This is a genomic window from Undibacterium sp. TJN25, assembly GCF_049339885.1.
Taxonomy (GTDB): domain Bacteria; phylum Pseudomonadota; class Gammaproteobacteria; order Burkholderiales; family Burkholderiaceae_D; genus Undibacterium.
On the sequence record NZ_JBMPPM010000005.1, the window covers coordinates 194,544 to 209,851 of the forward strand.

At 58.3% G+C, this 15,308-nt stretch carries 12 protein-coding genes; 9 read left to right on the forward strand and 3 right to left on the reverse strand.

All coding sequences use genetic code 11. The features are described 5' to 3' along the window. Positions 1 to 28 precede the first annotated feature (28 nt). Positions 29 to 1,570 carry a multiple monosaccharide ABC transporter ATP-binding protein gene (gene mmsA, locus ACO0LO_RS14255; protein ID WP_422964892.1) on the reverse strand — a complete coding sequence of 514 codons (1,542 nt, stop codon included), beginning with the start codon at positions 1,568 to 1,570 and terminating at the stop codon, positions 29 to 31. A 166-nt stretch (positions 1,571 to 1,736) separates the two neighbouring features. Then, entirely contained in the window at positions 1,737 to 2,798 is a 1,062-nt protein-coding gene (chvE, locus tag ACO0LO_RS14260) for a multiple monosaccharide ABC transporter substrate-binding protein (RefSeq protein ID WP_422965163.1), read from the reverse strand. Between the two features lie 566 nt (positions 2,799 to 3,364). Here chvE and ACO0LO_RS14265 point away from each other — a divergent pair. From ACO0LO_RS14265 to ACO0LO_RS14280, 4 genes are all read left to right on the forward strand, one after another. Further along, positions 3,365 to 5,104, forward strand: coding sequence for an IlvD/Edd family dehydratase (locus ACO0LO_RS14265; RefSeq protein WP_422964893.1), 1,740 nt, complete (start codon positions 3,365 to 3,367; stop codon positions 5,102 to 5,104). A 68-nt stretch (positions 5,105 to 5,172) separates the two neighbouring features. Next, complete coding sequence (gene araD1 / locus ACO0LO_RS14270) at positions 5,173 to 6,180, forward strand: AraD1 family protein (protein ID WP_422964894.1); 1,008 nt, start codon at positions 5,173 to 5,175, stop codon at positions 6,178 to 6,180. A 19-nt stretch (positions 6,181 to 6,199) separates the two neighbouring features. Next, entirely contained in the window at positions 6,200 to 7,777 is a 1,578-nt protein-coding gene (locus ACO0LO_RS14275; RefSeq protein WP_422964895.1) for an aldehyde dehydrogenase (NADP(+)), read from the forward strand. A gap of 67 nt (positions 7,778 to 7,844) precedes the next feature. Further along, on the forward strand, positions 7,845 to 8,621 hold the full coding sequence (locus ACO0LO_RS14280) for an SDR family NAD(P)-dependent oxidoreductase (RefSeq protein WP_422964896.1): 777 nt from the start codon (positions 7,845 to 7,847) through the stop codon (positions 8,619 to 8,621). Between the two features lie 259 nt (positions 8,622 to 8,880). Here ACO0LO_RS14280 and ACO0LO_RS14285 read toward each other — a convergent pair whose 3' ends face one another. Further along, positions 8,881 to 9,822 (reverse strand): LysR family transcriptional regulator, encoded by a 942-nt coding sequence (locus ACO0LO_RS14285; RefSeq protein ID WP_422964897.1) that lies wholly within the window; start codon positions 9,820 to 9,822, stop codon positions 8,881 to 8,883. Positions 9,823 to 9,960: 138 nt separating this feature from the next. Here ACO0LO_RS14285 and ACO0LO_RS14290 point away from each other — a divergent pair, with 138 nt between their 5' ends. Genes ACO0LO_RS14290 through ACO0LO_RS14310 form a run of 5 tightly spaced genes read left to right on the forward strand, consistent with a single transcriptional unit; the run spans position 9,961 to position 15,308 of the window. Continuing rightward, positions 9,961 to 10,974: a 2-dehydro-3-deoxygalactonokinase gene (locus ACO0LO_RS14290; protein WP_422964898.1), complete on the forward strand. Its 1,014-nt coding sequence runs from the start codon at positions 9,961 to 9,963 to the stop codon at positions 10,972 to 10,974. A gap of 24 nt (positions 10,975 to 10,998) precedes the next feature. Then, the gene (araD, locus tag ACO0LO_RS14295) at positions 10,999 to 12,723 is read left to right on the forward strand and encodes an L-arabinonate dehydratase (protein WP_422964899.1); all 1,725 of its coding nucleotides are present in this window, start codon (positions 10,999 to 11,001) and stop codon (positions 12,721 to 12,723) included. 52 nt (positions 12,724 to 12,775) lie between these two features. Further along, positions 12,776 to 13,669: an SMP-30/gluconolactonase/LRE family protein gene (locus ACO0LO_RS14300; protein WP_422964900.1), complete on the forward strand. Its 894-nt coding sequence runs from the start codon at positions 12,776 to 12,778 to the stop codon at positions 13,667 to 13,669. Positions 13,670 to 13,699: 30 nt separating this feature from the next. After that, the gene (locus ACO0LO_RS14305; RefSeq protein WP_422964901.1) at positions 13,700 to 14,350 is read left to right on the forward strand and encodes a bifunctional 2-keto-4-hydroxyglutarate aldolase/2-keto-3-deoxy-6-phosphogluconate aldolase; all 651 of its coding nucleotides are present in this window, start codon (positions 13,700 to 13,702) and stop codon (positions 14,348 to 14,350) included. A 7-nt stretch (positions 14,351 to 14,357) separates the two neighbouring features. Beyond that, the gene (locus ACO0LO_RS14310; protein WP_422964902.1) at positions 14,358 to 15,308 is read left to right on the forward strand and encodes an aldose 1-epimerase; all 951 of its coding nucleotides are present in this window, start codon (positions 14,358 to 14,360) and stop codon (positions 15,306 to 15,308) included.

Genomic DNA, 15,308 nt, shown 5'->3' on the forward strand with positions numbered 1-15,308 from the left:
GATGCCGGCGGGTTCCACCGTCGCTAGTTTACTTGTCATGATTGTGATCTCCATTCTTTACAATCGCGCGCATGATTTTTTCCTGGCTGGCGTCCGCGATAGGAAATTCGGCAACGAAGCTGCCTTCATTCATTACGTAAATGCGGTCGCACATGCCCAGCAGCTCCGGCATTTCGGAAGAGATCATGATGATGCCTTTGCCTTCCGCGGCCAGCTGACTGATGATGCTGTAGATTTCATATTTGGCGCCGACGTCGATGCCGCGGCTGGGTTCGTCCAGGATCAGGATGTCCGGATTGGAGAACAGCCACTTGCTGAGCACTACTTTTTGCTGGTTGCCGCCGGACAGGTTCAAGACTTTCTGGAATACGTTGGAACTGCGTATCTTCAGCTTGTTGCGGTAATCCGCTGCAACTGTAAATTCCCGCCCCTCGTCGATGACCAGATTGCTGGATACGCCGCGCAGGTTGGCCAGGCTGACGTTGCGCTTGATATCGTCTTCCAGGATCAGGCCCAGGCCCTTCCTGTCTTCCGTCGCATAGGCGATGCCGTGTGCGATTGCTTTCTGTATGCTGCTAATGTCTATCGCCTGGCCATTTTTCAGTGCCGTGCCGCTGATGTTCCTGCCATAGGAGCGGCCGAAGATGCTCATTGCCAGTTCGGTGCGGCCTGATCCCATCAGCCCGGCGATACCGACGATCTCGCCTTTTTTGACGTTGAAGCCGACGCCTTTGATGACCTGCCGGCCGGCCTGTTCAGGGTGGTGGACACGCCAGTCCCGTACTTCAAAAATCGTGTCGCCTATCTGCGGCGTACGCTTAGGGTAGCGGTCGGCCATTTCGCGGCCGACCATGTTCTGGATGATGCGGTCTTCGCTGATCTGTTCCTTGCGGCAGTCGAAGCTGTCTACCGTGGCGCCATCGCGCAGCACGGTAATGGAATCTGCCACCTTGGAAATTTCATTCAATTTATGGGAAATCAGGATGGACGAGATGCCCTGCTGCTTCAGTTCCAGCAATAGTTCCAGCAGCGCGTCGCTGTCGCTTTCGTTCAGGCTCGCAGTCGGCTCATCCAGGATCAGCAGTTTGACCTCTTTGGACAGTGCTTTCGCGATTTCTATCAATTGCTGCTTGCCGACGCCCAGATTGTTGACCAGCGTATTGGGGGATTCATTCAGACCGACTTTTTTCAGCAGTTCGCGGGTTTTGGTATAGGCCAGCGCCCAGTCGATGATGCCGTTCTTTGCCTGTTCGTTGCCGAGGAACAGGTTCTCGGCGATGGACAGCAGGGGTACCAGGGCCAGTTCCTGGTGGATGATGATGATGCCGATTTCTTCACTGTCGGAAATGTCCCTGAACTGCCGGGCCTCGCCCTGGTAGTAGATGTCGCCGGAATAGCTGCCGTGCGGATAGACACCGCTCAGGACTTTCATCAACGTGGATTTTCCGGCGCCGTTTTCACCGACTATGGCGTGAATTTCGCCGCTGCGTACGTGAAGATTGACATTGTCCAGGGCCTTGACGCCCGGGAAGGTCTTCCTTATCCCGCGCATCTCCAGGATAGTATTCATGGTGTTACCTCTTGAGTCCGGCTGCTGCATCGGCGGTATCCGCTGCGGCGGGCGAACAGTTTGTCTCAACTACTTTTAATTTTATCTTTGCCTGGAAAAGGCGCGGCGCCGTCAGACCGGGCGCCGCGCCAATGACACTATAAGCAAAATTGCGTAAGCCTGCGGCTTATTTAAACTGTGCTTCGGTATAGTAGCCGCTGCCGGTGACCAGTACCTGCTTCCAGTTGGAAGCATCCACGCTGACAGGTTTCAACAGATAGGAAGGCACGACCTTGACGCCGTTGTTGTACGTCTTGGTATCGTTGATCTGTGGCGCCTTGCCGCTGAGGACTGCATCGACCATACCTACAGTGACCTTGGCCAGCTCGCGGGTATCTTTGAAAACCGTGGACCTTTGTTCGCCGCGCAGGATGGATTTGACGGAAGCAACTTCAGCGTCCTGGCCGGTTACAACAGGCATAGGCAGTTTAGGCGTGCCGTAGCCTACGCCTTTAAGCGAAGACAGGATACCGATACTGAGGCCGTCATATGGGGACAATACAGCGTCTACGTGGCTGTTGGTGTAATAGGCGCTCAGCAGGTTGTCCATACGGGCCTGTGCGACGGCGCCATCCCAGCGCAGCGTGGAAACCTTGTCCATGCCCAGCTGTTTGCTGCGCACGACCAGCTTGCCGCTGTCGATGTAAGGCTTCAGTACGGACATTGCGCCGTTGTAGAAGAAGAAGGCGTTGTTGTCGTCCGCGGAGCCGCCGAACAGTTCAATATTGAACGGACCCTTGCCGGCTTTCAGGCCGAGCGCATTTTCAATGTAGGCCGCCTGCATGACGCCGACCTGGAAGTTATCGAAAGTGGCATAGTAGTCCACGTTCTTGGAGCCGCGGATCAGCCTGTCGTAGGAAATGATCTTGATGCCCTGGTCGGCTGCTTTTTGCAGCACGTTGGACAGCGTAGTGCCGTCAATTGCGGCGATCACCAGAACCTTGACGTTCTTGGTGACCATGTTCTCGATCTGCGCCAGCTGGTTGGGAATGTCGTCGTCTGCGTATTGCAGGTCGGTCTTGTAGCCCCGCTCCTTGAATACCTTGACCATGTTGTCGCCGTCGGCGATCCAGCGCGCAGATGCCTTGGTCGGCATGGAAATGCCGATCAGGCCTTTATCTTGGGCGTTGGCCTGGGGGACGATGCCCGCAATACCGATCGCAAGTCCTGCGATCATTAATTTGATCATTTTCACAAATTGTCTCCTGTTATTTTGATGCCTGCATATTAAAGATAGTGCAGTGCGCCTGCGCAGTAAGGCTGATATGGCTTGCGCACTTTCCCCGCATTCACGTCTGTCCGGAGCCAAACCCCGGTTTCGCTTTTGCGATCGCATGTGGCTTGCCCTTTTTGCGCCGCTGCGGACTTGATTCCACGTGGCGGTTTGAGGGCAGTCATTCGATGCGTGGATACTAAATTGTCTAAAGATATCTTTCTAATGACTTTTTAACTAAATTCGATACCGAATTCGATATTAGAACTCATTTTAAATAAAGAAAACGGCGCCAATTATGAAGCGTTTGTGAACGCAAAAACTTGTTCTCAAGGTAATTTGCATGGAAATCAGCGATGGGAGAGTCAAATGACGCATCAGAAGCGCTTATTTGATATCAAATCCGGTATCTGATTGGGTAAAAAAGTCATTAGAAAGATATCTATAGACTGTTTAGTATCCGTACATCCTGAGAGGTGGCTAAACCTATCTCCCACTGCAGCAGCATCTTCAAGACACAAAACAATAGTTTGGAAACGAGTATGTCCGAGACAAAGAAAGTGCGCCTGCGCTCCGCCGAGTGGTTTGGCACCGCCGACAAGAACGGCTTCATGTACCGCAGCTGGATGAAAAACCAGGGGATTCCCGACCATGAATTCCAGGGCAAGCCCATCATCGGCATCTGCAATACTTGGTCTGAACTGACACCCTGCAATGCCCATTTCCGCAAGATCGCCGAGCATGTGAAGCGCGGAATCCTGGAAGCCGGCGGCTTTCCGGTGGAGTTCCCGGTATTTTCCAACGGCGAATCCAACCTTCGCCCGACGGCGATGCTGACGCGCAATCTGGCCAGCATCGATGTCGAGGAATCGATACGCGGCAATCCCATGGATGCAGTGGTGCTGCTGGTCGGCTGCGACAAGACCACGCCGGCATTGCTGATGGGCGCCGCCAGTTGCGATGTCCCGGCGATCGTCGTCAGCGGCGGCCCGATGCTGAACGGCAAGCACGAAGGCAAGGACATCGGCTCCGGCACTGCCGTCTGGCAGTTGCATGAAGCCGTGAAGGCAGGGCAGATCACGATGCACCAGTTCATGTCCGCAGAGTCCGGCATGTCCCGTTCTGCCGGCACCTGCAACACCATGGGCACCGCGTCCACGATGGCCTGCATGGCCGAAGCGCTGGGGACGTCGCTGCCGCACAATGCTGCGATTCCAGCAGTGGATTCCCGTCGCTACGTGCTGGCGCATATGTCCGGCATCCGCATTGTGGAGATGGTGTGGGAAGACCTGCGTTTGTCCAAGGTACTGACCAGGGAAGCATTCGAGAATGCAATACGCGTCAATGCGGCGATAGGCGGTTCGACCAATGCCGTCATCCACCTGAAAGCGATTGCAGGCCGCATCGGCGTGCCGCTGGAGCTGGAAGACTGGACACGCATAGGCCGCGAAACACCGACCATCGTCGACCTGATGCCGTCCGGGCGCTTCCTGATGGAAGAGTTCTACTATGCCGGCGGCTTGCCTGCCGTGCTGCGCCGCCTCGGCGAAGCCAACCTGATTCCGCATAAGGACGCGCTGACCGTCAACGGCAAGAGCCTGTGGGAAAACACCAGTGATGCGCCTATCTATAACGATGAAGTGATACGTCCGCTGGATAAGCCGCTGATCGCCGACGGTGGCATCAGCATCCTGCGCGGCAACCTCGCGCCGCGCGGCGCGGTGCTGAAACCGTCTGCGGCGTCGCCAGAGCTGATGCAGCACCGCGGCAAGGCAGTTGTGTTCGAAAACTTCGATCACTACAAGCAGCGCATCGTCGATCCGGACCTGGATGTGGACGCAAGTTCGGTGCTGGTCATGAAAAATTGCGGGCCGAAGGGCTACCCCGGCATGGCTGAAGTGGGCAACATGGGGCTGCCGCCCAAGCTGCTGGCACAAGGCGTCAAGGACATGGTACGCATCTCCGATGCCCGCATGAGTGGCACTGCCTACGGCACCGTGGTATTGCACGTGGCGCCGGAAGCCGCCGCCGGTGGACCGCTGGCGATTGTGCAGGATGGAGATTATGTGGAACTGGATTGCCACGCAGGCCGCCTGCACCTGGATGTCAGCGATGAAGAGATCGCCGCCAGGCTGAAAAAATTGGCGGACCGCCCGCCGCTGGCGATACAGAGTGGTTACCAGCAGCTATATATAGACAGGGTGTTGCAGGCGGACGAAGGCTGCGATTTCGATTTTCTGGTCGGCTGCCGCGGTTCCGCAGTACCCAAGCATTCGCATTGAACGAAAGATAGTCCTCGCCACTGACAGGCGGGCGCCTGATTGGGCGCTTGATAAAAACTGGAGACAATATGTTATTGGTGCAATTTAAAGATGCCAAAGGCGCGCGCCACGTAGGCAGCCTGGAAAATGAAAACAAAGATATCCGCTTACTGGAAGGCTATGCGACGACTTACCAGCTGGCGCAGGCTGCAATAGCGAAACAGGGCAAGCTTGAAAGCCTGGCTGCAGCGGCGCTGGGTGATATCGTCGTCAGTTATCAGGAAGTCGTCGAGCAAGGGCGCCTGCTGCCCCCGCTGGACCATGCGGACGACGCCCATTGCTTCGTCACCGGCACCGGCCTGACCCACTTGGGAAGTGCCGACACGCGGGACGCCATGCACAAGAAAGTGGACGGTGCGATAGAAAGCCTGACGGACAGCATGAAAATGTTCCGCATGGGGCTGGAAAACGGCAAACCGGCAGCGGGCAAGCACGGCGTGCAGCCGGAGTGGTTTTACAAGGGCGATGGTTCCATTGTCAGCACCAGCGGCCAGGACCTGAGCATGCCGGCGTTTGCACTGGACGGCGGTGAAGAGCCTGAAATCGCGGGCCTGTATATCATCGGTTCGGATGGCAGGCCATACCGCCTCGGCTATGCGCTGGGCAATGAATTCTCAGACCACATTACCGAACGCCAGAACTATCTGTACCTGGCGCACTCCAAGCTGCGCGCCTGCGCGGTAGGCCCTGCCTTGCTACTGGGGGAATTGCCGGCGCACGTTGCGGGCACATCGGCGATCCGCGACAGCAAGGGCGCGCTGCGCTGGCAAAAACCCTTCGTCAGCGGTGAAGACAATATGTCGCATACCATTGCCAACCTTGAACACCATCATTTCAAATATCCCTTGTTCTGTCGCCCGGGCGACGTGCATGTGCATTTCTTCGGCACGGCGACACTGAGCTTTGCAGAGGGCATCAAGGTAGAGGCTGGTGAAAGTTTCGAGATAGAGGTACAGGCATTCGGGCCTCCGCTGCGCAACCGGCTGGCAGTGGCCGAAGCTGAGCCTTTTGCGCAGAGCCCCGTTACTAGCTTATAGAAATAAAAAAGGAAACATTGTGAAGATTACAGGTGAAGCGCTGATAGGCGCGTCAAGCGTCCGTGGTTCCGGCGACTCCTTCCGTGCATTTGCTCCTGCCACTGGCGAGGACTTGCAGCCGGAATTTCATACAACAGGCGGGGCAGAGATATCCAGGGCTGCGGCGCTGGCGCAGGCGGCGTTTGACAGCTACCGCGAGACCGGGCTGGATGACCGCGCGCGCTTCCTGGAAACTATCGCACAGCAGATCGTGGAGCTGGGAGATGAACTGATCGTCCGTGCAATGGCTGAGAGCGGCTTGCCGCGCGCCAGGCTGGAAGGCGAACGCGGCCGCACCGTTGGCCAGCTGCAGTTGTTTGCCGGCTTGCTGCGCGAAGGCTCGTGGCTGGATGCGCGGCTGGATACGGCATTGCCGGAACGGGCCATTCCCCGGCCCAGCATACGCATGCGGATGATTGCGCTGGGCCCGGTGGCGGTGTTCGGCGCCAGCAACTTTCCGTTAGCGTTTTCAGTGGCCGGCGGCGATACCGCTTCCGCGCTGGCAGCCGGTTGCCCGGTCATTGCCAAGGCGCATCCGGCGCATCCCGGCACTTCCGAACTGGTCGGGCGGGCGATACAAAAAGCCGTATCGCTATGCCAGCTACCTGGGGGCGTATTTTCACTGCTGACAGGCACGGGCAATGCATTGGGTGCAGACCTGGTGCGGCATCCTGCTGTGCAGGCAGTCGGTTTTACCGGCTCCCGCCAGGGTGGACTGGCCCTGATGGCGATTGCCGCGGCGAGGCCGCAGCCGATTCCCGTGTATGCTGAAATGAGCAGCATCAATCCGGTGTTCCTGCTGCCGCAGGCGCTGGCAAGCCGGGGCGATGCGATTGCAGCAGGTTTTGCTGCATCGCTGACCTTGGGCGTGGGACAATTTTGCACCAATCCCGGCCTGGTGCTGGGCCTGAAGGGCAAGGATTTCGACAGGTTTGCGGAGCAGGCCGCGCAGGCCCTGGCGGCAGCGCAGCCGGGCACGATGCTGACGCCTGGCATACAGGCCGCCTACCAGCGCGGTGTGCAAGAGCTGGCCGGCAACGAAAAGGTAAAAACGCTGAGCCAGGGATCTGCAGCCGCAGGAACTTGCCAGGGGGTGCCCGCGTTGTTTATCACGCAAGCGAAGGATTTCCTGGCGGATCATGCATTGTCCAATGAAGTGTTCGGCCCGGCCTCGCTGCTGGTTTCCTGCGACCATGTTGCCGAAATGCTGCTGGTAACGGAAAAGCTCGAAGGCCAGTTGACCGCGACGCTGCAGATGGACGATGCGGATACGGAAACCGCCCGTGGGCTGTTGCCGGTGCTGGAACGCAAGGTAGGCCGTATCCTGGTCAATGGATTTCCCACAGGGGTGGAAGTCTCCACCGCGATGGTGCATGGCGGGCCTTTCCCTGCGACGTCGGACAGCCGTAGTACGTCGGTTGGCACGGCGGCCATCCAGCGTTTCCTTCGGCCCGTGTCATATCAGAATATGCCGCAGGCACTGTTGCCGGAAGCTTTGCGCGATGGCAATCCCTTGCAGATATGGCGGCGCAAGGACGGCCAGCTGGGCAAGGAATAAACGGCTAGCGCATGTATAGTAAACAAGTTATTTCAGATTATTCAATATGCAGCACAAGGAAATCAGCATGAGCGACACAGTGCAATTGGCGCAGTACGGCAGCCTCAGGGGGAAAAGGGTTTTCATCACCGGCGGCGGTACCGGCATAGGCGAATCGCTGGTCGCGGCATTTGCGGAGCAGGGCGCGAAGGTGGCGTTTGTCGATATCCAGAAGGAGCCCAGCGAAGCGCTGTGCGCCAGGCTGCAGCAGGCCGGGTTGGAGACGCCGCTGTTCCGCCACTGCGACATTACCGACATCCCGGCCTTGCAGCAGGTCATGCAGTCGCTGGCCGCCGAGATCGGCGATTTTGACGTGCTCGTCAATAATGCCGCGAACGACCAGCGCCACAAGCTGGAAGAGGTGACGGTAGATTACTGGAACGAACGCATCGCGATCAATCAGCGCCCGATGTTTTTCACCAGCCAGGCGGTGGCTCCCGGCATGAAAAAAAAGGGCGCCGGCTCCATCATCAACGTCAGCTCCATCTCCTGGCACATCAAGGGGGCTGGCTATCCAGCTTATACCACGACCAAAGCCGCCGTAGTCGGCCTGACGCGCGGCCTGGCGCGGGACCTGGGGCCGGACAATATACGTGTCAATACGGTGACACCTGGCTGGGTCATGACGGAGCGCCAGCTGGCGCTCTGGGTCGATGAACAGGCGGAAAAAGAGATCAAACAGAACCAGTGCCTGCCCGGCAAACTGCTGCCGTCGCACATTGCGCGCATGGTGCTGTTCCTGGCGTCCGACGATAGCGTGATGTGCACGTCACAGGAATTCATTGTGGATGCAGGATGGAGTTAAGTACGCATCAAACAGGCATACGATACGCACTAGTACGCGCTAAGTAGCCATGAAGCGCGTGCGTGGTGGAACATTCTTGGTAACCAGCTGGCCGAAGTAGATATCCTTTACATGCCGGGTACGACTGGCTCCACAGTCGTACTGCCTTTGCCGCAGATTTGGGAACACTCCCCCTTGATGGGTGGCAAAGTGAAAGCACGGCCAGTTTTAATCCACCTCCGGTTTCCTGGCCGGGGGTGGTTTTTTTTTCATTGACACATCAATACATTTCTTTCGCCGCATCCCGGATCGCATCCAGCAGTAACAGCGCTCCAGGAGACAGCAGGTGGCTGCGGCGGGTAATGATGCCGAAGGAATCCATCTTGCACGGCAGCTCTATCGGCAAGATGCTCAGCACATTCAGCTGTGCATAATAGCGTGCGACCTCTATTGGCAGTACATGCAGGAAATCGGTCTGCTGCAACAGCGAAGTGATCATCAGTATCGCCGTGGTGTCCACCACGTTGGCCGGCGGTTCCAGGCCCTGCTTGCGGAACATCATGTCGCAGCGGTGCCGCAGCACGCTGCCTTGCGGCGATAGTATCCAGCCTTCGTTGACGATGTCTTTCAGTTCCAGTCCCAGCGCGCCTTCCAAGGGGTGGCCGACGCGGGCAACCGCGCATACCGGTTCCTCCGCCAGTTCCTCGTACAGCAGGTCCGACTTGTCTTCCTGTTCCAGGATGCGGCCCACCATGAAGTCCAGCGTACCGCGCTGCAGGCGCTTCAGCAGGATGTTGCTGGTTTCCAGTTGTACGCCTATGCGCAGCAGCGGCGCCTGCTGCTTGATGCGGGAGATGGCGCGCGGCAGCAGCGACATGCCCGGCGTCATGATCACACCGACCTCCACCTGGCCCGACAGGCCGGATTTCAGCGCCACGATATCCTCATGCGCCAGCGACAGGCTGGTAAGCGCCATGCGCGCGTGGCGTATCATGCTTTCGCCGTAGATGGTAGGCTGCATGCCGCGCGGGGTACGGTCGAACAGCTGGATTTCCAGCATGTCTTCCAGGTCTTTCAACTGCTTGGATGCGGCCGGCTGCGTCATGTGCAATGCGTCCGCCGCGCGATGGATATTTCTTTGTTCGTCCAGCGCAATCAACAGCAGCAGCTGGCGGGTCTTGAGCCTGGCGCGCAGGAACCAGTTTGAATTTGTATTTTCCACGTGTTCACCAATGCCAATAGGAATGGTCAGGCCGAAGATGATATCAGAATTGGTATTGAAACTACCAAATTATTGATTGGAAAGATATTAAGTCAGGTTTTAACATAGCCCATCTATTTTGTACCGGAACATGGCGTTATGAACATTGTCACTATAGACGCAGGCACCACCAATACCCGCAGTAGCCTGTGGGTGGATGGCCAGCTGCGCGCGCAGGCGCAAGCCGAAGTAGGGGTGAGAAATACGGCCATCGACGGCAATAATGCCGCGCTCAAAAGCGCGGTGCACAGTACGGTGGAAAGCGCCTTGTCACAGGCCGGCCTGGGCAAGGACAAGCTGGACCTGATGCTCGCTTCCGGCATGATCACATCCAATGTCGGTTTGTCCGAGCTGCCTCACCTGCCGGCGCCCGCAGGTTTGCAGGAGCTGGCGCAGGGAATGAAAAGTATCGTGATGAGTGAAGTTTTCCCGCAGCCGGTATGGTTTATCCCCGGCGTGCGCAACAGCGTGGACAAGATCGGCCTGCATAATGTAGAAGCAATGGACATGATGCGCGGCGAGGAAACCGAGGCGATGGCGCTGGTAGCCCGGCTGGAGCTGACGGGTCCGGCGATGATCATATTGCCCGGCTCGCATACCAAGCTGGTATCGCTCGACAGTGCTCAGCGGATTGTCGGCTGCGCCACATCGATTGCCGGAGAATTATTGCAGGCGATCACGCAGAATACGCTGCTGAAAAAATCGCTGGACGGCGAGTTTGCCAGCGAACTGCATCCGGAGATGCTGCTGGCCGGTGCTGCCGCTGCGCAAAGGACAGGACTGGCGCGAGCCTGTTTCAGCGTCCGCATACTGGATATGTTCACCGAATCGCAGCATAACGAAAAAGCCAGCTATCTGCTTGGCGCTGTACTTAGCGGCGATCTGCTGGCATTGAAAAACAGCAGCGCCATACGCATGCGCCCCGATACCGCAATTGTCATTTCCGGCAAACCCATTCTGAGGCAGGCGCTGGCGCTGCTGATAGGCGAGAACGGTTTTTTCTATGGCAAGCAAATTATTGTCAGCGATGCGGAGCAGGATAACCTTGCAGGGTTCGGCGCAATCTCGATAGCGGCATCCCGGGGTTTGATACCGCAAGCAGCAATACATTAAAAAGACAATATTGACGGCAGAGACATGACACAATCCAAACGCACATTACGTTCGCACGCCTGGTTTGGCGGCGACGACAAAGACAGCTTCATCCACCGCAGCTGGATGAAAAACCAGGGTTACCCGAGCGATGCTTTCGACGGCCGGCCGGTGATCGGCATCTGCAATACGTGGTCCGAACTGACGCCGTGCAACGGACACTTCCGCGATCTGGCGGAGGCCGTCAAGCGCGGCGTGCTGGAAGCCGGCGGCTTCCCGGTAGAATTTCCAGCGATGTCGCTGGGCGAATCCAACCTGCGTCCCACGGCAATGCTGTTCCGCAACCTGGCCAGCATGGATGTGGAAGAGTCTATACGCGGCAACCCTATCGATGGCGTCGTGCTGCTGACCGGCTGCGACAAAACGACGCCGGCCCTATTGATGGGCGCCGCCAGCTGCGACCTGCCGACCATAGTGCTATCCGGTGGGCCCATGCTGAACGGTAATTATCGCGGCAAACCCATAGGCTCCGGCACCGACGTATGGAAATTTTCCGAGGACTTGCGCGCAGGCCGCATGACGCTGAACAGCTTTAAACAGGCGGAATCCTGCATGTCGCGTTCCACCGGCCATTGCATGACGATGGGCACTGCCTCGACAATGGCCAGCATGGTCGAAGCCCTGGGTGTGACTTTGCCCGGTAATGCGGCCATCCCGGCAGTGGACTCGCGCCGCAAGCTGCAGGCGCAGCTGACAGGTCGCCGTATCGTGGACATGGTGCATGAAGACCTGAAGCTGTCACAGATATTGACAAAGGAAGCCTTTGAAAACGCCATCATGGTCAATGGCGCGATCGGCGGCTCTACCAATGCAGTCGTGCACTTGCTGGCCATCGCCGGCCGCATCGGCGTGGACCTGACGCTGGCAGACTGGGATAGATTGGGCCGCGATGTTCCCTGCCTGCTGAATCTGATGCCGTCCGGCCAATACCTGATGGAAGATTTCTATTACGCCGGCGGCTTGCCGGTGATCATCAAGGATTTGCTGCACAGCCTGCATGGCGATGCGCTGACTGTCACCGGCCAGAGCCTGGCGCAAAACGTCCAGGAAGCGGAGAACTTCAATACCGACGTGATCCATCCTGTTGCTACGCCGTTCAAGGAAGAGGGCGGCATTGCGGTATTGCGGGGCAACCTGTCGCCGCGTGGCGCCATCATCAAGCCTTCTGCCGCGACGCCGGAGCTGATGCAGCACCGCGGCCGCGCAGTCGTCTTTAACAGCATAGAGCATTACAAGGAACGGGTGGACGATCCCGATCTGGACATCGATGCCGACTGCATCATGGTGCTGCAGAATTGCGGCCCCAAAGGGTATCCCGGCATGGCCGAAGTCGGCAATATGGGTTTGCCCAAGAAATTGCTGGAACAGGGCGTACGCGACATGGTGCGTATTTCGGATGCACGCATGAGCGGCACTGCGTTCGGCACCGTGGTGCTGCATGTGGCGCCGGAAGCGGCCATGGGCGGCCCGCTGGCGCTGGTGCGCGACGGCGACATGATAGAGCTGGACGTTGCCGGCCGCCGTCTGCACCTGGACGTCAGCGAAGAAGAGCTGGCCCGCCGCCAGGCAGAATGGAAGGCGCCGGAGCCGGCGATGCGCGGCGGCTACCAGGAAATGTACATCAAGCATGTGCTGCAGGCGGATCAGGGCGTGGACCTGGATTTCCTGGTCGGCTGCCGCGGTGCAGCAGTACCGAGGGAATCACACTAGTGGTGGACAATGCGGCAGTACAATAGCCGCATTCCAACCCGACCTTAAAATCATGAACCAAATCAAGCTGCTGATAGACGCAAAGAATCAACTCGGCGAGTGTGTACTGTGGTGCGACCGCACGCAGCGCGTTTTCTGGACAGACATTTTGTCGGCGCGCCTGCATGCCTATTCTCCGGCTACGGCAGAAAGCAAAACCTGGGAGATGCCGGAACGGCTGTCCAATTTTGCCTTGACAGAAGATGAGGACAGGCTGCTGATCGGCCTGGCTTCGCGTTTGGCTTTTTTCAACCTGGCGAACGGCGATATCACGCCTGTCTGTGCGGTGGAGGCTGAGCTACCGACGACCCGCGTCAATGACGGCCGCTGCGACCGCCAGGGACGTTTTGTCTTTGGCACGATGAATGAAGCGCACGGAAAGCCGGCGATAGGCGGCTTTTACCGCCTGAACGCCGATCTGTCGCTGCAGCGCCTGCCTTTGCCGGCGGTTTCCATCGCCAACAGCATCTGCTTCAGCCCGGACGGTAATTCAATGTTTTTCTGCGATTCGATGAAGGGCATCATCTACCGCTGGGACGGTTACGGCAGCGGCCATACCGACCCCGGCTTACTCCACGCGATCGTGGACCTCAGCGGCGGCGCCGGTGCGCCGGACGGCTCTGTCATCGACGCCGAAGGATTTTTGTGGAATGCGCAATGGGGCGGCGAGCGCGTGGTGCGCTATACGCCGGACGGCAGGGAAGACCGGGTGCTGGCAGTACCGACATCGCAGCCCAGCTGCGTCTGCCTGGGCGGCCCGCAGTTTGACCAGTTGTTCGTGACCAGTGCACGCGACTGGCTGTCCGAAGAAAAACTGGCCGCGCAGCCGCAGGCAGGCGGACTTTTTCATGCGCAGCTGCAGGATATACGAGGTCTGCCGGAAAGCCGTTTTGCCGGCAGCGCCTGAACACGTGCAGGACTAAAAATTGGGGAATTCATGCTGAAACACACTATCTTCCAGGGCATACTCGAACGCGGCATGGTCGCGATCGTCAGGGCCGACTCCGCCAATGCCGCCTTGCAACTGGCGGAAGCCTGCATCGCCGGTGGCATGGATGCGCTGGAAATCGCATTCACCACGCCGGATACGCTGGACGTCATCAAAAGACTGCGCCAGCGCCACGGAGACAAGGTCCTGCTCGGTGCCGGCACCGTGCTGGATACGGAAACTGCGCGCCTGGCGATCATGGCGGGTGCGAAGTTCATCATTTCTCCTAACGTCAATCCCGACACGATACGCATCTGCCAGCGTTACCAGGTGCTGTCCATGCCGGGCGCGATGACGCCCACTGAAATCCTGGTGGCGCTGGAATCGGGCGCGGATATCGTCAAGGTGTTCCCGGCCGAGGCCTTCAGCCCAGCCTATATAAAAGCGCTGCGTGCGCCGTTGCCGCAGGCGCCTCTGATGCCTACCGGTGGCGTCACGCTGGAAAATCTGCACTTGTGGTTTGAGAGCGGCGCGGTCGCGGTCGGCATAGGCGGAAGTTTGACTGGACCTGCGGCAAAAGGAGATTACAATGCGGTCACGGCCGCTGCTTCTGCGTTTGTGAAAAGACTGGCCGATATCCGGAGCAACCAGCCCGCTTGAGGAGCCCATGAAGCCCGATCCATTCCATGAATCTGCGCGGCCCGCGCTGCTTGAATTGAGCTTCCATCATCTGAGATTGCAAATCGCGCCCGAAGCCGGAGGTTCCATCGCCGGTTTTTACAGTGAGCAAGACGGTATCCAGCAGCACTGGTTGAGGCCCGCCACCGAACAGGCGCTGAGGGAGCGCAATCCGGAAGGCATGGCCAGCTTTCCCCTGATCCCCTTCAGTAATCGCCTGCGTGACGGCAGGGCCAGCTTTCAAGGCAGGCAGATCGCCGTTCCCCCTGCTGTAAAAGGGCATCCGCTGCATGGCCTGGCATGGACCAGGCCGTGGACAGTCATGCAGCAGGACGGCCACTCCGCCAGTCTGCAGCTGGATTTTGCAGGTCCGGACAAGGATGCGAACGGCTGGCCCTACAAATTCAGCGCCAGGCAATATTTCCGGCTGTATGAAGACAAGCTTTCCGTCATGATGGAAGTAGAAAACCGGGATACGGTCGCCATGCCGCTGGGCATGGGGCATCACCCGTATTTTCCGCGCGAAGCCGGCACGCGGCTAAGCCTTTCTGCCGCCGCTATGTGGCAGGGCGACCACGAGGTCATGCCCACGCAACTTTCCCGGCCGCCTTTGATGGAGAGGCTGCGCAGCGGGGTAGCGGTGGATGACGTGGTGCTGGATAATAATTTCATCGGCTGGGAGCACAGCGCGCGCGTGGACTGGATGGCGACGCAGGAGGCTCCTGCACGCAGCCTGGCTTTGCAGGCAATGTCACCCTTCGACTTTATCGTGCTGTACACACCGGAAGGACGCGATTTTTTTTGCGTGGAACCTGTCAGCAACTGCACCGACTGGCTTAATCTGCCTTCCCATCCGCATGCGGAAATAGGCGGCGCGGTCGTGGCTCCCGGTGAAACCTACAGCGCCGGTTTCAGTTTGACGGTTTCCTCCGCCAGCTAA

Excerpts from the sequence above, each read along its gene's own strand:
- ACO0LO_RS14280 (WP_422964896.1), top strand. The coding sequence starts at position 7,845 with ATGAGCGACACAGTGCAATTGGCGCAGTACGGCAGCCTCAGGGGGAAA.
- chvE (WP_422965163.1), bottom strand. The coding sequence starts at position 2,798 with ATGATCAAATTAATGATCGCAGGACTTGCGATCGGTATTGCGGGCATC.
- araD1 (WP_422964894.1), top strand. The coding sequence starts at position 5,173 with ATGTTATTGGTGCAATTTAAAGATGCCAAAGGCGCGCGCCACGTAGGC.
- ACO0LO_RS14305 (WP_422964901.1), top strand. The coding sequence starts at position 13,700 with ATGCTGAAACACACTATCTTCCAGGGCATACTCGAACGCGGCATGGTC.
- ACO0LO_RS14290 (WP_422964898.1), top strand. The coding sequence starts at position 9,961 with ATGAACATTGTCACTATAGACGCAGGCACCACCAATACCCGCAGTAGC.
- ACO0LO_RS14265 (WP_422964893.1), top strand. The coding sequence starts at position 3,365 with ATGTCCGAGACAAAGAAAGTGCGCCTGCGCTCCGCCGAGTGGTTTGGC.
- ACO0LO_RS14310 (WP_422964902.1), top strand. The coding sequence starts at position 14,358 with ATGAAGCCCGATCCATTCCATGAATCTGCGCGGCCCGCGCTGCTTGAA.
- ACO0LO_RS14300 (WP_422964900.1), top strand. The coding sequence starts at position 12,776 with ATGAACCAAATCAAGCTGCTGATAGACGCAAAGAATCAACTCGGCGAG.
- mmsA (WP_422964892.1), bottom strand. The coding sequence starts at position 1,570 with ATGAATACTATCCTGGAGATGCGCGGGATAAGGAAGACCTTCCCGGGC.
- araD (WP_422964899.1), top strand. The coding sequence starts at position 10,999 with ATGACACAATCCAAACGCACATTACGTTCGCACGCCTGGTTTGGCGGC.